The organism is Isoalcanivorax pacificus W11-5, assembly GCF_000299335.2.
Taxonomy (GTDB): Bacteria; Pseudomonadota; Gammaproteobacteria; order Pseudomonadales; family Alcanivoracaceae; genus Isoalcanivorax; species Isoalcanivorax pacificus.
On the sequence record NZ_CP004387.1, the window covers coordinates 261,754 to 276,285 of the forward strand.

The window sequence follows — 14,532 nt, forward strand, 5'->3', positions numbered from 1 at the left end:
AGTACACACGAAGAGCGGCCGGTCCTGCCGGACCCGCCGCGCCGGTGTCAGGGCAGCAGGGATTCCTGCTGCAACTGGTCTTCGATGGTCTCGCGCTGGCGGACGATGAAGGCCTGGTCACCATCGACCATGATCTCCGCCGGCCGGTTGCGGCTGTTGTAGTTGCTGGCCATGGCGAAGCCATAGGCGCCGGCGGAGCGCACGGCCAGCAGGTCGCCGGTTTCCAGCGCCAGGGCGCGGTCTTTCCCGAGGAAGTCGCCGGTTTCGCACACCGGGCCGACGATGTCCCAGTGGCGGCAGTCGGCGTCATGCGGGATCAGCGGCACGATGTCCTGCCAGGCGGAATACAGGCTCGGCCGGATCAGGTCGTTCATGGCGCCGTCGACGATGGCGAAGTTCTTGTGCGCGGTGGGTTTGAGGTACAGCACGCGGGTCAGGAAAACCCCGGCGTTGGCAACGATGGAGCGGCCCGGCTCGATATGCACCGGCAGGTCGCCGGGCACGTATTTGAGCAGCGTGGCGACATACTCTGCCGGGGTGGGTGGCTGCTCTTCGCGGTAGCGCACGCCCAGGCCGCCACCGAGATCCAGATGACGGATCGCGATGCCCTGCAGCGTGAGTTTGTCCACCAGCGCCATCACGCGGCCGAGCGCGTCCTCGAACGGGCCGAGGCTGGTGAGCTGGCTGCCGATATGGCAGTCCACACCGAGAATCTCGATGTGCGGCAGGTCGGCGGCACGCTGGTACAGCGCCGGCGCGTCGTTGATGTCGACGCCGAACTTGTTGTCTTTCAGGCCGGTGGAAATGTAGGGGTGGGTCTGCGCGTCCACATCCGGGTTCACCCGGATCGAGATCGGCGCCACCATCGACTGCTCGCCGGCAACCAGATTCAACAGTTCCAACTCGGCGGCGGATTCCACATTGAAGCAGTGAATGCCGGCTTTCAGTGCGGCTTCCATTTCATCGGCGGTCTTGCCGACGCCGGAGAACACGATCCTGGACGGGTCGCCGCCGGCGCGCAGCACGCGCTCCAGTTCACCGCCGGAGACGATATCGAAGCCGGCCCCCAGGCGGGCGAGCACATTCAGTACGGCCAGGTTGGCGTTGGCCTTGACGGCGTAGCAGACCTGATGGGGGTGCCCGCCGAAGGCGTCATCGAAGGCGCGGTACTGGGTCTCCAGCATGGCACGGGAATACACATACAGGGGCGTGCCGAACCGTTCCGCCAGGTCACTCAGGGGCAGTTCCTCGGCGTAGAGCTGGCCGTCGCGGTACTGAAATGGGTCCATGGTCGTGCGTCCTGGGGTTAGTCGTCGTCGCCGTTGTCGGTACGGTCATCCCCGGCATCGTCCTGGGCGGTGGCTGGCGGCTGCCCGGCCGGGGTTTCCGGCTCGGCAAAATACAGCGAACCGCGCTGCCCGCAGCCGTTGAGGGCCAGCAGACTGCTGCACAGCAGGCCGATGATCAGCAGCGTTTTCAAGCGCGCTCTCCTGGCCGTCGCACGGCCTTGGGGTCCGGGGTGACAAGTGCCCGGCAGTATAGCGGTTTGGCCTGCCGGTAACGATGACTTGAGAAAAAAACAGGCTGGCTTAATATCATCGTGGATCAGGGCGGCGCGAATGTGCCGCCTTTTGTTTATGGGTAGTTGTTATCCGGCCATTTTTATCCAGGTGGGCCAAGGGCCCCGGAGTAGTGCACGCAATGAATCAGCCCCCGATTACCGTTTCCCGTGTCGATGTGCAGCGCATTGAAGCCCTGCTGGCGCAGGCCGCCGAGAATGATGTGGTGGATGCCCTGGAACAGGAGTTGCTGCGCGCCACACTGGTGGCGCCGGCGGAGGTGCCGCCGCAGGTGGTGACGATGAACTCGCGCGTCCGTTGCCGGGAAGAAGTCAGCGGCCGGGAATACACCCTGACGCTGGTCTATCCGCAGGAAGCCGGCCCCGGCAAGGTGTCGGTGCTGGCACCGATTGGCGCGGCTCTGCTGGGCCTGTCCGTGGGCCAGTCGATCGACTGGCCGGGGCCGGGCGGCAAGCCGCTGCGGGTCTCGATCCTGGCGATCGAATACCAGCCGGAAGCCGCCGGCGATTACCACCTGTAAGCCTGTGCCGCCACCGGGTGCGCCTGCACCCGGTGATATCGCTCAACAGCCCAGAGCTGCCCGCCATAACCGCTTTATTTCCCCGATCAGTTCATCCGTGGTGAGGTTGTCCGGCGGCGCCAGCACGGCGCCGTGCACCTGCGCTTCTATGGCCTGCACCAGCAGCAGGGCGCGCGCCTGCGGGTGCGGTCCGCCGATGCCGAGGCGCAGCAGTTGCGCCGCGACAGCGGCAGCCATCATGGATTCCAGTCGCCGGAAGCGTGCCATCAGCTCGGCGGAACGCGGTGTCTGCTCGAACAGCAGCCGGTGCATGGCGGGGTTGTGCCGGTGCAGCGCCACGGTCGTGTCGATCAACAGGGTGAGTGTCTGCTCCACGCCGGGCCGTTCCCGGTCCAGGCGCTGGAAAACAGCGCCGAGGACAGAGCCGCTTTGCTCCATGTGCTGCTCGCTCAGGGCCAGGATCAGCGCCTCTTTGTGGGGAAAATACTGGTACAGCGATCCGATTGAGACGCCGGCTTTCTCGGCCACCTTGTTGGTGGTGGTGGCCTGATAGCCGAGTTGCCCGAAAAGCTGAGCTGCTGCCTCCAGAATGGCGTCGTAAGTGGCGCGGGAGCGCTGCTGGCGGGGCTTTTTGCGGAGCATGCTCATGGCGGCGGATGCGAGTAGCGGCAGGATGCCGGAAATGTGAGAGTTGCTCAGGTATCGGCTGGAAAGCAACCCCGGTGGCCAGAGGAGCCATGTCGTCATGAGCAAACCGATCTCGCTGCGTTTTGAATCCAGGCTGGGGGCTTCCCCGGCGCGCATCTGGCGCTGGATCACGTCGGTCGAGGGTATCGCCACCGAGCTGCGCCCGGTGCTGCGCATGACGACGCCGCGCCGGGTGCAGTCCATCGAAGACCTGGACCTACAGCCCGGCAAACGGCTGTTTCGCAGTTATGTGTTCCTGCTGGGGGTGCTCCCGATTGATGTCTCGGACATGACGCTGCTGGAGATCGAGCCGGGCCGGGGGTTTGTCGAGCAGTCGCCGATGGGGTCCATGGCACTGTGGCGGCACGCGCGGCGCATTCTGCCGTGCGCGGACCAGCCCGGTATGCATCGACTGGTGGACGAGCTTACCTTTCAACCGCGCTGGATGGCGCCCGTGGTGGGCTGGTTTATCCGCCGGGTCTTCCTGCACCGGCATCGGGTGCTGCGGGCGCATCTGGACGGCGGGCAAAACTGAAAAGGGGCGCCACAGGGCGCCCCTTCGAGTGCAGTAAGCAGCCGTCAGTGCGACAGCGCTTCCCGTGCCCGCGCCACCGCTGCGCGCACCTGCTCCGGTGCCGTGCCGCCGATGTGGTTGCGGGCGCTCACCGAGCCTTCCAGCGTCAGCACCTCGAACACGTCCTCGTCGATCTGGTCGCTGAACTGGCGCAGTTCGCTGATGCTCATGTCACTGAGGTCTTTCTTCTGTGCCACGCCGAACGCCACGGCCTTGCCGACGATCTCGTGGGCATCGCGGAAGGCAATCCCCTTGCGCACCAGATAATCGGCCAGGTCGGTGGCGGTGGCGAACCCGCGCCGGGCGGCCTCGCGCATCACTTCGCGGTTCGGTTCCAGCGCCGGCACCATGTCGGCAAAGGCGCGCAGGGAGCCGAGCAGCGTATCGACGGCGTCGAACAGCGGTTCCTTGTCTTCCTGGTTGTCCTTGTTGTAGGCCAGCGGCTGGCTTTTCATCAGTGTCAGCAGGCTGATCAGGTGGCCGTTGACGCGGCCGGTCTTGCCGCGCACCAGCTCGGGCACGTCCGGGTTTTTCTTCTGCGGCATGATCGAACTGCCGGTGCAGAAACGGTCCGGCAGGTTGATGAAGTTGAACTGGGCGCTGGTCCAGAGCACCAGCTCCTCGCTCATGCGCGACAGGTGCGTCATCGACAGCGCGGCCAGGGCGCAGAATTCAATCGCGAAGTCGCGGTCGCTGACGGCGTCCAGCGAGTTGTGGCAGACCTCGTCGAAGCCGAGCAGCTCGCGGGTGCGCTCGCGGTTGATCGGGTAGGTGGTGCCGGCCAGGGCGGCCGAGCCGAGCGGCATGCGGTTCACGCGCTTGCGGCAGTCGGCCAGGCGCTCGCGGTCGCGGCGCAGCATCTCGAACCAGGCCAGCAGATGATGGCCGAAGGTGACCGGCTGGGCGGTTTGCAGGTGGGTGAAGCCGGGCATGATGGTGGCGGCTTCGCGCTCGGCCAGGCCCAGCAGGCCCTGCATCAGGCGGGTGAGCTCGCCGTCGATCAGGTCGATGTGGTCACGCAGCCACAGGCGGATGTCGGTGGCCACCTGGTCGTTGCGGCTGCGGCCGGTGTGCAGTTTCTTGCCGGTGATGCCGATGCGGTCGGTCAGGCGGGCCTCGATGTTCATGTGCACGTCTTCCAGCGCCACGGACCACTGGAACTCGCCGGCCTCGATCTCGGCGTGGATCTCGTTCAGGCCGTTGATGATCGCATCGCGTTCGTCGTTGCTCAGTACCCGGGCCTCGGCCAGCATGGTGGCGTGGGCAATGGAGCCACGGATGTCCTGGTCATACATGCGCTGGTCAAAATTGACGCTGGCGGTGAACGCCTGCACGAACTCATCGGTGGATTCACTGAAGCGGCCGCCCCAGAGCTTGTTTTGCTTGTCACTCATCTGCATGCAGTCCTGAACAACCGTTTAACGGGAAAGGCGCGCAGTATAACACCTCCCGGTCGCATCCTGCGCGGGGGCTGGGGTATAAGGGGCGCTTCGGTGCCGGCCCGGTTGGCCAGGCGCGAGACCTCAAGGAACGGGTATGGCGAAACCGCATGTCTCCCCGCCGGCACGGGCATTTGTGCCGGACCTGTGCGAGGCGCGCGCGGTGCTGGTGGTGGTCGTGGTGGCGCAGTTGATGGCCATCGTGCTGACGTTGTCGGGCACCTACTATGACCGCTTCAGTTTCGAACGCCTGGCACTGACCTCCTTTTTCATGCAGTGGGTCGGCCTGACCTCGGCCGCTGCCCTGTGTGCCCTGCGTGTCTGGCTCAACCGCCTGCCACCGGCCTGGGCGGCCACCGGGGTGGTGGTGCTGGTGGTGACCAACACGCTGGTGTTCAGCCTGATCGCGCGCATGGTGATGCGCTGGGCCTTGCCGGAGATGGTCGGGGGTGTGAGCACCACGCTCAAGGACGTCTGGATCAATGTGACCATCGCCGCCATCCTCGCCGGGGGGGTGATGCGCTATTTCTATGTGCAGGACCAGTTGCGCATCAAGGAACAGGCCGAGCTGGAAGCGCGTATCCAGGCCCTGCAGTCGCGCATACGCCCGCACTTCCTGTTCAACAGCATGAACATCATCTCCAGCCTGATCGCCGTGGACCCGGCCGCTGCCGAGCAGACGGTGGAGGACCTGGCACGGCTGTTCCGCGCCAGCCTGCGGGAAACCGGGTTGCAGGTAACGCTGAAAGAAGAGCTGGACCTGTGCCGCCGCTACGCCAGGATCGAACAGCAACGCATGGGAGAGCGGCTGAAACTCGACTGGCAGGTGCAAATTGACCCGGAGCGTGCCTTAATTCCACTGTTGACCTTGCAGCCATTGCTGGAAAATGCCATTTATCATGGTATCCAGCCACGACCGGACGGGGGTACGGTGACGGTGCGCGTGGATCAGGATGGCGATATGCTGAGGATCAGCATGACCAATCCGTTACCGGCGGAGCCGGCGGGAGCTTCCCATGGCAACCGCATGGCGCTGGAGAATATCCGCCACCGGCTGGCGGCATTGTATGGTGACCGCGCCCGCGTTGAGGCCGCGGCAAATAATAACGAATACCGGGTAAGCCTCCGTTACCCGAGTGCCTGATCAGGGGGCCTTTGACTATGCGAGTACTCGTCTGTGACGACGAACAGCTGGCGCGAGACCGGCTGGTACGTCTGGTCGATGGGATTGAAGGGGTAGAGGTGGTCGCCGAGGCGGCCAATGGGCGGGAAGCTGTGCTGGCAGCGCAGCGTGTACACCCCGATGTGGTCCTGATGGATATCCGCATGCCGGACATGGACGGGCTGGAAGCGGCCGAGCACCTTTCCCGCACCGAACAGCCACCGGCGCTGATCTTCTGCACCGCTTACGATGAACACGCCCTGGACGCGTTCCGGGTGCGTGCGCTGGATTATCTGCTCAAGCCGGTCAGCCGCGACGATCTCGACGCCGCGCTGACCCGTGCCCGCAAGATGACCCGCGTGCAGGCCAGCGACGACGACAGCGGGGAAAAATCCACCTTGCGGCGCCAGCATATCAGTGCGCGCACGCATCGCGGCCTGGAACTGGTGCCGGTCAACGACATCCGCTACTTCCTGGCCGACCAGAAGTACATCACCGTGCGCCACGGCGGCGGCGAAGTGCTGATCGACGAAACCCTCAAGGACCTGGAAACCGAATTCGGTGACCTGTTCGTGCGCGTGCATCGCAACGCGCTGGTGGCGTTGAGTTTTATCGAGGGGATGGAGCAGGCACCTGCCGGGCACCATCAGCTGCGCTTGCGTGGCCTGGAAGACACACTGGTTGTCAGCCGGCGTCATGTGGCGGGCTTGCGCAAGGTGATGCAACGATTGTAGAACGCATTGCGGCCAGTATGACGCGTGATCATGCCGGCCGGTTTTTCCGGGGTAGAAAACACCAGACAGGACATAACAAGATGAAAAAGCTGCTCCTCCCACTGGCCGCCATGGCCATGCTCTCAGGTTGTGCGACCGCCACCATGCCGGTGACCGGTTTGCTGTACGGCAACGTCAAGGCGCCGCTGACGGCCACCGCCGCACCGGAACAGGCGACCCGTGTGGGCCGGGCCTCGGTCCGTTCCATTCTGGGCATCATCGCTTCCGGAGACGCCAGTATCCACACCGCCGCCCGCAACGGCGGCATCCGCGAAATCCATTACGTGGATTACGAATCGCAGAACTTCTTTGGCGTGCTGTCGGAATTCACCGTGGTGGTGTACGGCAACTGAGCTCTGCCGCATTGCTGCGGGCAGAATGCCGCGTGTGACGGCGCGGCGTTCTGGCGAGCGCCGGGCCTGAACAGGCCCGGTTTCGTGTGCGCGCGGGTCAAGTGTTGCAGTGCCGGCCGGTCATGAGGCGTCGGTGATCTGTCCCGTTCTGCTCTGTTGTCCGGCGGTGATCCCGGCATCATGGGCGTTTTCGCCTGCCTGGAACGACAACATGGCCGTACAACGTATCGACATCCGCAAAGAGTTCGCCGCGCCGGTGGACAAGCTGTTCGCCTTTCTCAGCGTACACAAGAATCTGGAAACCATTTTTGCACCGGCGAAGATCCGCCGCGTCAAAGACGGCAGTGACGTGCCGGACGGGCTGGGCTCGGTGCGCCGCATGCGTATCCTGATCGCCCCGCCGTTCGAGGAAACCATTACTGCACGGGTGCCGGATGAACGTATCGAATACCGCATTACCCGTGGCAGCCCGCTGCGCAATCACCATGGCGTCATGCGTTTCAGCGCCACGCCATCCGGTGGTTCGGCGCTGCACTACACCATCGAGTTCGAAGGCAAGCTGCCGTTGATCGGGCCGATCGTGCGCGCCGGGCTGGATCGCGGCATTCGGCGCGGCCTGGATAAAGTGCGTCTGTAACCTTGCCTTCCCGGCTCAGCGGCTGTGGCCGTTGAGCCGTTCCAGCAAGCGGCGCGGCAGGCTCAGTGCGCTGAGCACGGGCCGCGCATGCATCAAGGCGTCATGAATGTCGTCGACGCGATGAATCAGTTGATCTACATGCTGGGTGATGCCGTCCACCCGATAGCTGAGGTCTGCCACCTGGTGCGGCAGGGCATCCATGCGTTCGATAATGCGCATGATGCGATGCGCCATGATCAGGTATTCGAGTGCGGCGCGGATGACCGCGATGGTGATCAGCAGCACGAACGGGGAAATTCCCGCGGCAATCAGCCCCACCATGGGGGAAAAATAGAATGCCATCGCCACCAGCCCGGCAATCACCGCCAGCGCGCCCAGTATCAGCAGCAAATAGAAAAGCGGCAGCAGTTGCATGGTCAGGTAGCGATTGAAGCGCCAGTCGGCAAAGTTCTTCAGCATGTTGCCGGCAGCCAGATCGTCGTCGGTGCCAGGGTATTGGCCACGGTTGGTGTAAGCAGATTGCGGGTCCGTCATGCCGTGTCTCCCGGGTCGGCGTGTTCTTGTTTTACCCATCCGATGGTAGAGAAGCGGGTGGCATGCCGGGTAGGCCAATCGGCTGCAGGCTGCGGCGACAGGGTCAGCTGCCGGGTATGCTGCGGTGAAACGCAAGTGCCACCTATATGACACAGGGACAGGATGCGATGACGCAGCGACAACAGATCGTGATTACCCGCGCCGGCGGTCCGGACGTGCTGAAGATCAAAGAAGACCGGCTCGCGGCACCGGAGGCGAACGAAGTACAGGTGACGGTGGCAGCGGCCGGCATCAACTTCGCCGACATTCTGGCGCGCCAGGGGCTGTACCAGGACGCGCCGCCGCTGCCCTGCACCGTGGGCTATGAAGTGGCCGGCACGGTGACGCAACTCGGTGCCGCAGTGCCCGGTGAATGGCTGGGCCGGCGCGTGTTTGGCCTGACTCGTTTCGGCGGTTACGCAAGCCATGTGAACGTGCCGCTGGCGCAGATATTCGAGATGCCCGAGAGCATGGATTTCCAGCAGGCTGCCGCGATTCCCGTGAACTATCTGACCGCCTGGCAGCTGCTGTGTGTGATGGGCAACCTGAAGGCGTCAGAAACGCTGTTGATCCAGAATGCCGGTGGCGGCGTCGGGCTGGCGCTGATCGACATCGGCAAGCAGCTCGGTGCCCGGCTGCTCGGTACGGCCAGCGCCGGCAAGCATGCCTTTCTGCATGAGCGCGGGCTGGACCAGGCAATTGATTACACGCGCGGCGACTGGCTGGCGGAAGTGATGCACCTCACCGACGGTCGAGGCGTGGAACTGGTGACCGATCCCCTCGGCGGCGACAGTTGGCGCAAGAGCCTGCGCGCCCTGCGTCATACCGGCCGGCTGGGCATGTTCGGTGTGTCGGAAGCCTCGGCCAACGGCGTGGCGGGCAAACTCAAGCTGCTGAAGACAGCGCTGAAAATGCCGTTCATCCATCCGGTGTCATTGATGAATGAAAACCGGGGCACCTTCGGTGTAAACATGGGCCACCTGTGGCACGAGGTGGACAAGATTCGCGAATGGATGGATGCACTGCTGGCGGGTTGGCAGGACGGCTGGGTGCGCCCGCATGTGGACCGCGCGTTTTCGTTCAGTGAGGCGGGCGAAGCGCACGCCTGGATCGAGGCGCGGCGCAATATCGGCAAGGTGCTGCTGGTGCCCTGAAGACGTGGCGGGCGTTATCGCCCGCCACGGTGTATCGGTTGTCAGTCGACGCCGTTGGCGCCGATCTTGTGGATACTGAGGTCGGCACCGTCGAATTCTTCTTCTTCGCTCAGGCGCAGGCCGGACAGCGCTTTGACCAGGCCGTAGCAGACCAGCCCGCCACCAAAGGCAATGCCGACCCCCATCAGCGCACCGATCAACTGCGACAGGAAACTCACGCCGCCCAGGCCGCCGAAGGCTTCCAGGCCGAAAATGCCGGCCGCCAGCGCGCCCCACAGACCGCACACCCCGTGCAGTGGCCAGACACCGAGCACATCATCCACTTTCTGCAGTTTGCGTTGCATGTAACCGAACAGCAGCACGAACAGCACGCCCGCCACCGCGCCGGTGATCAGCGCGCCGACCGGATGCATCAGGTCAGAGCCGGCACACACGGCCACCAGCCCGGCCAGCGGACCGTTGTGAATAAAGCCGGGGTCTTTGCGGCCGGCCAGCATGGAGGCAATGATGCCGCCGACCATGGCCATCAGGCTGTTCACCGCCACCAGGCCGGAGATGCCGTCCAGTGTCTGCGCGGACATCACGTTGAAGCCGAACCAGCCGACCGTCAGTACCCAGGCGCCGAGTGCCAGGAACGGGATGTTCGAGGGTGCGAAGGCCACCAGTTGTCCCTGACGGAAACGGCCGCGCCGCGTGCCCAGCAGCAGGATCGCCGCCAGCGCCAGCCAGCCGCCCATGCCGTGCACGACGATGGAGCCGGCGAAATCATGGAACGGCGCGCCGAAGGTGGTTTCCAGCCAGTCCTGCACACCGTAGTTGCCGTTCCAGATGATGCCTTCGAAGAACGGGTAGATCAGGCCCACGCACAGGGCGGCGGCCACCAGCATCGGATAGAAGCGCGCACGCTCTGCCACGCCGCCGGAAATAATGGCCGGGATGGCGGCGGCGAAGGTCACCAGGAAGAAGAACTTCACCAGCGCGTAGCCATGCTCGGCGGTGAGCTCGGTGGCGCTGACCATGAAATGGGTCTGGTAGGCGATCTGATAACCGACAAAAAAGTAGGCCAGGGTCGAGACGCCGAAGTCGGTCATGATCTTGACCAGCGCATTGACCTGGTTCTTGTGCCGCACGGTGCCTACTTCCAGAAAGGCGAAGCCGGCGTGCATGGCCAGGACCATGATGGCGCCCAGCAGAATGAACAACGTATTGGCGCTGGCCGTAAGCGTGGCGACGGCGCTGTGTACTGAATCCACGGTGATCTCCCATTACGTGCGTGTACCGAAATGGTGCGCATGGCCATGCGGTGCACGATATCAGTGCGCATAAAGCCGTTCGTGCCCTGCGTCTGCGCGGCAGGTGCCGGACGATACGCGATGTAAATCAGTGGCTTGCAGGGTTTGCCGGCCAGACCTGCGTCATCAGGGGGCTGCCGGCGGCGCTGCACGCCGCTGCGCTGTGCCATAAGGATGCACAAAGCGTGCCTGAAATGGTGCGATGCACTGTTATCTGGCGCCTCGGGGTGGGCGGGAGAAAAGGTCGGGGGTGGCGGACGGTGGATGTGGCACCAGGACGGTGCAGTCAGGGTGTGCCGAACAGCGCCTTCATGCGTGGCAGATGCTCGCTCAGTTCGAAGCTGATGTCGCGGGCCAGCACATCCAGCAGCACGATGGCATTGACTGCCGCGTCGGAGTCGCCGGCGTCCGCCAGGCGCCGGGCGAAGCTGCGGTTGAGCTGGTTCAGGTTGGCGTACAGGCGCTCCATCGTGGCGGCCACATCGTGCCCGTCGCGCCCGGCCAGGTATTCGCGCAACAACAGCACGGACAGCGCCCGGGTGAAGGTTTCCTCTTCCGTGGCCAGCGGCAGATGCTGCAGCGCCATCGGGTGCAGCGGTCGTGTGTGTGGGCAGTCGCTGAGCGCACTGATCAGCCCGAGCAATGAGCTCAGCGCCCGTTGCAGGGTCGTGTCGGTGCGGTAGCTGCGCTGCGGTGTGTCCACGGTGAGCGTGACCGGCTCATAGGAGCGGCCGTCGCGCAGGCCGGTGAAGGCGTGGGCAATGTTCACCGCGACCGGACAGAACGGGTGTTCGGCCGGGTCCAGGGTGCAGTGGCTGCACTGGTGATGCGTAAGGGCGGCCCAGGCTGGCGGGATGAAGTCTGCGGCCGGGCGCAATCGGTGGTCGGCCGGGTCCGGGCGCACCGGAATGTGGTCTTCACGTCCGTCGGCATAGGTGAGCTGATAGGTCAGTTCATAGGCCATGGGGACGGTGCGCCTTCTGGCCGGGACGGGAGGGTGGCGCCGGGGTGGCCAGGCCGGGGCGCGCTGACGCCGCGTTCAGCAGCGGCAGGCGGATACTGAAATGCGCCCCTTCGCCCGGTGTGCTGTGGACGCTGATCTCGCCCTGGTGGCGCTGGACGATGTCCTGCGAAATGGCCAGCCCCAGCCCGGTGCCTTCGCCCACCGGCTTGGTGGTGAAGAACGGCTCGAACAGGGTGGCCATGTGCTCGGGCTGAATGCCGGGGCCGTTGTCGATGACCTCGATGATCAGGTGCGTGCCGTGGTTTCGGGTGCGAATCTGTATCACGCCCGGCACGGGCTGGCTCTGCTGCGCCTGCATGGCCTGCGCGGCGTTCACCACCAGGTTGAGCAGCACCTGTGTGAGTTGGGACTCCGAACCGCTGATCTGCGCCGTGGCGGCACTCAGCGTCACATCCAGCTTTATCTGCCGGCGCAGTTCGTGGCGTGCCAGATTCAGCGCCGTCTCGATGCATTTGTGCACATCCACCGGCGTAAAGGCGTCGGTGCCCTCGTGGGAAAAACTCTTCAGGTCGCTGATGATCTTGCGGATGCGCAGGATACCATCACGAGTTTCCTGCATCAGGGCAGGGTAATCCTCCACGGCGTAGGTAATGTCGTCGCGGTTATGCGGCGCGTCAGCGGGCGGGAACAGGTCACCGACCTGATCCGGCGGCAGTTTGGCGCTGGCGCGAATGGCAAACGCGGACAGGGTTTCCAGATACTCACCCAGGCGGTTGATGTTGGCGCTGACGTAGGCAATCGGATTGTTGATCTCGTGGGCAATGCCGGCAGAAATCACCCCCAGTGAGGCCATTTTCTCCGAGTGCAGCAGCATGTTTTCTGCCCGGTGCAGGGAGGCTTCCTTGCTGCGGACTTCGCGGCGCAGGGCATCGTTCTGCTGATGGAAGCGGGTGACATCGGTGCCGAAATAGATATAGCCGGTGTCCGCCTCGGTGATGAACGACAGCGGGAACACGAAGGTATCCACCCAGCGTATGCCGCTGTCCCGTGTGCGCAGGCAGAGCTGGCCGTGCCAGACCCGCTCCTGTTGCAGTGTGCGGCGCATGTCGCTGGCGGCTTCGGCATGAATGGCGCGGACGCCGACCTCTTTCTGGTGGCGGCCCACCAGTTCCGTCAGCGGGGTGCCGCTGAGGTCGACCAGCTTGTCATTGGCGTAGGTCAGCACGCCGTGCAGGTCGGTGGTGAAGACGCAGTACTGGTCGATGATCCGCGCCAGTGGCCCGAGCACTTTGCGATTGATGTCGTAGGCATCGGCACTGGTTTCGATCAGGCGCAGCTTGGCACCGAACACGCTGTTGGTGAGCGAGGAAAATTCCGCCAGCCGGGCTTCCACCTTCAGTGAGGCGCGGTAAGTGCGGTGCATGAAGAACACCACCACCAGCATGATCAGCAATGAGGCAATAATGTAGAAGCCGCTGCTCTGCTGATCCAGCAGCGGCGCCAGTAGTCCGGCCAGGAAATCCATCAGGGGCGCCGTCAGTGCGCGGGCGCGCGCTGGCGGCGCAGCAGGTCCAGTTCCTGCTGCTGATCACGCACTTTCTGCGCGAGCATGCGGTTTTCCAGCAGGATCTGCTTGATGCGCAGGCCCTCGCTGACAGCCTCGATCAGTTGGGCGTCGTCCCAGGGTTTGGTGAAGAAACGGAACGCCGAGGCCTCGTTGATGGCCGCCATCAGCGTGTCCACGTTGACCACGCCGGTGAGCAGGATGCGGGCGGCATCCGGCTGCAGGCTTTTCAGTTCGCTGAGGAACTGGATGCCGTCGATGTCCGGCATCACGCAGTCGGTGATCACGGCGTCGAACAGGCGGCTGCGCGCCCGGCGCAGGGCGTCCTCGGCGCGGGTAAAGGTTTCGACCTGCCAGTCCTGCTGGTGGCGGAAGGTGCGCGTCAGCGCCTTGAGAATATGTTCTTCGTCATCGACGATCAGGATGTTGTAGGCGGTCATGCTCGAAGGCCCCCAGGCTGCAAGCCGGACAGACAAGGGTCCGGTTTGTGTGTTCCCTCCCCGACAGGAACGCTGTTCTCTTTGGTATGTGTCCGGGGATCGGTGGCCGCAATGCGCGGGCGGCTCTCGTGGGATCGGGCGGACATGTAGGAAAAAAGTATCACCGCCGTGAAACGCGGGCAAGCAAAGCGATCGTTAAAAAAACAAACCCGCCGGAAGGCGGGTTTGTCGGTACGGAAGGTGCCGGCTCAGGCCTGTGGGCCCGCGAGATGGATAAGACCAATTTGCTGGTTTTAAAGGCAATGGCATCAGTCAGTTAATTGTGCCACCTCACAATCCAATACTCGTGCCCAGGAGCGCAGGGTTTCAATGTGGGACTTGTTGCCCTGTTTCTCGGCCTGTGCCACCGCACTTTGTGTGACTCCCAGCCGTTCAGCCATCTGTGCCTGGGACATGCCGCGATATTTGCGCCAGGCAGCCATCGGGCTGAGGTCCTTTTCGATCATCAGGACCACCACCTCATGCGGGATAGTGGTGCGACCATTGGCATCCAGAAGCGCCTGATACTCATCAAACGGCACCACGGCATACAGAGGGTTGCCACTGTTATCCCGGATGATCTGGGCATTCCCGGTGACGACCTCAATATGTTCGCTCATCTCGCTTTTTCACCTCTTGCACCGTAATGATCCGCACGCCATCGTCCAGATCGAATAGCACTCGGTAGCTGCCCACCCGAAGCCGGTAGCCTGCGTCGTGTCCCTTCAGGGCTTTGACGTTTGCGGCATTCGTTGGGCAATCCGCCAGTGCGGTCATCCCT

General features: G+C 63.9%; 17 protein-coding genes. 7 read left to right on the forward strand and 10 right to left on the reverse strand.

What is annotated here, in order from left to right:
- Positions 1-47: 47 nt before the first annotated feature.
- On the reverse strand, positions 48-1,289 hold the full coding sequence (gene lysA, locus S7S_RS01255) for a diaminopimelate decarboxylase (protein ID WP_008736198.1): 1,242 nt from the start codon (positions 1,287-1,289) through the stop codon (positions 48-50).
- Positions 1,290-1,306: 17 nt separating this feature from the next.
- The gene (gene lptM, locus S7S_RS19770; RefSeq protein WP_008736199.1) at positions 1,307-1,480 is read right to left on the reverse strand and encodes an LPS translocon maturation chaperone LptM; all 174 of its coding nucleotides are present in this window, start codon (positions 1,478-1,480) and stop codon (positions 1,307-1,309) included.
- 221 nt (positions 1,481-1,701) lie between these two features.
- On the opposite strand from lptM, the gene rnk reads away from it, so the two are divergent.
- Complete coding sequence (gene rnk / locus S7S_RS01260) at positions 1,702-2,100, forward strand: nucleoside diphosphate kinase regulator (RefSeq protein ID WP_008736201.1); 399 nt, start codon at positions 1,702-1,704, stop codon at positions 2,098-2,100.
- Between the two features lie 42 nt (positions 2,101-2,142).
- Here rnk and S7S_RS01265 read toward each other — a convergent pair whose 3' ends face one another.
- Positions 2,143-2,847, reverse strand: coding sequence for a TetR/AcrR family transcriptional regulator (locus S7S_RS01265; protein ID WP_238582920.1), 705 nt, complete (start codon positions 2,845-2,847; stop codon positions 2,143-2,145).
- On the opposite strand from S7S_RS01265, the gene S7S_RS01270 reads away from it, so the two are divergent.
- Entirely contained in the window at positions 2,846-3,322 is a 477-nt protein-coding gene (locus S7S_RS01270; RefSeq protein WP_008736206.1) for a hypothetical protein, read from the forward strand. The genes S7S_RS01265 and S7S_RS01270 overlap by 2 nt on opposite strands.
- 44 nt (positions 3,323-3,366) lie before the next feature.
- On the opposite strand, the gene argH is transcribed toward S7S_RS01270, so the two are convergent.
- Positions 3,367-4,755, reverse strand: coding sequence for an argininosuccinate lyase (gene argH, locus S7S_RS01275; protein ID WP_008736208.1), 1,389 nt, complete (start codon positions 4,753-4,755; stop codon positions 3,367-3,369).
- A 142-nt stretch (positions 4,756-4,897) separates the two neighbouring features.
- Between argH and S7S_RS01280 the strand changes: the two genes are divergently transcribed.
- The 4 genes from S7S_RS01280 to S7S_RS01295 all read left to right on the forward strand — a co-directional run bounded on the left by S7S_RS01280 (position 4,898) and on the right by S7S_RS01295 (position 7,725).
- Entirely contained in the window at positions 4,898-5,944 is a 1,047-nt protein-coding gene (locus tag S7S_RS01280) for a sensor histidine kinase (protein ID WP_008736210.1), read from the forward strand.
- Positions 5,945-5,961: 17 nt separating this feature from the next.
- A complete protein-coding gene (locus S7S_RS01285) occupies positions 5,962-6,696 on the forward strand; it encodes a LytR/AlgR family response regulator transcription factor (RefSeq protein ID WP_008736212.1) in 735 nt (244 codons plus the stop codon).
- Positions 6,697-6,776: 80 nt separating this feature from the next.
- The gene (locus S7S_RS01290) at positions 6,777-7,088 is read left to right on the forward strand and encodes a TRL-like family protein (RefSeq protein ID WP_008736214.1); all 312 of its coding nucleotides are present in this window, start codon (positions 6,777-6,779) and stop codon (positions 7,086-7,088) included.
- Between the two features lie 211 nt (positions 7,089-7,299).
- Positions 7,300-7,725: an SRPBCC family protein gene (locus S7S_RS01295; protein ID WP_008736216.1), complete on the forward strand. Its 426-nt coding sequence runs from the start codon at positions 7,300-7,302 to the stop codon at positions 7,723-7,725.
- A gap of 15 nt (positions 7,726-7,740) precedes the next feature.
- On the opposite strand, the gene S7S_RS01300 is transcribed toward S7S_RS01295, so the two are convergent.
- A complete protein-coding gene (locus S7S_RS01300; RefSeq protein ID WP_008736218.1) occupies positions 7,741-8,259 on the reverse strand; it encodes a DUF4282 domain-containing protein in 519 nt (172 codons plus the stop codon).
- 167 nt (positions 8,260-8,426) lie between these two features.
- Between S7S_RS01300 and S7S_RS01305 the strand changes: the two genes are divergently transcribed.
- Positions 8,427-9,452 (forward strand): synaptic vesicle VAT-1 family membrane protein, encoded by a 1,026-nt coding sequence (locus tag S7S_RS01305; protein ID WP_008736220.1) that lies wholly within the window; start codon positions 8,427-8,429, stop codon positions 9,450-9,452.
- 41 nt (positions 9,453-9,493) lie between these two features.
- Here the strand turns inward: S7S_RS01305 and S7S_RS01310 are convergent, their stop codons facing one another.
- The 5 genes from S7S_RS01310 to S7S_RS01330 form a co-directional block, all read right to left on the reverse strand.
- Entirely contained in the window at positions 9,494-10,705 is a 1,212-nt protein-coding gene (locus S7S_RS01310; protein WP_008736222.1) for an ammonium transporter, read from the reverse strand.
- 325 nt (positions 10,706-11,030) lie between these two features.
- On the reverse strand, positions 11,031-11,708 hold the full coding sequence (locus tag S7S_RS01315; RefSeq protein ID WP_008736224.1) for a DUF6901 family protein: 678 nt from the start codon (positions 11,706-11,708) through the stop codon (positions 11,031-11,033).
- Positions 11,698-13,233 carry an ATP-binding protein gene (locus tag S7S_RS20080; RefSeq protein WP_008736226.1) on the reverse strand — a complete coding sequence of 512 codons (1,536 nt, stop codon included), beginning with the start codon at positions 13,231-13,233 and terminating at the stop codon, positions 11,698-11,700. The genes S7S_RS01315 and S7S_RS20080 overlap by 11 nt, the downstream gene beginning before the upstream one ends.
- Positions 13,234-13,244: 11 nt before the next feature.
- Positions 13,245-13,712, reverse strand: coding sequence for a response regulator (locus tag S7S_RS01325; protein ID WP_008736228.1), 468 nt, complete (start codon positions 13,710-13,712; stop codon positions 13,245-13,247).
- 308 nt (positions 13,713-14,020) lie between these two features.
- On the reverse strand, positions 14,021-14,371 hold the full coding sequence (locus S7S_RS01330; RefSeq protein WP_008736230.1) for a helix-turn-helix domain-containing protein: 351 nt from the start codon (positions 14,369-14,371) through the stop codon (positions 14,021-14,023).
- Positions 14,372-14,532 lie beyond the last annotated feature (161 nt).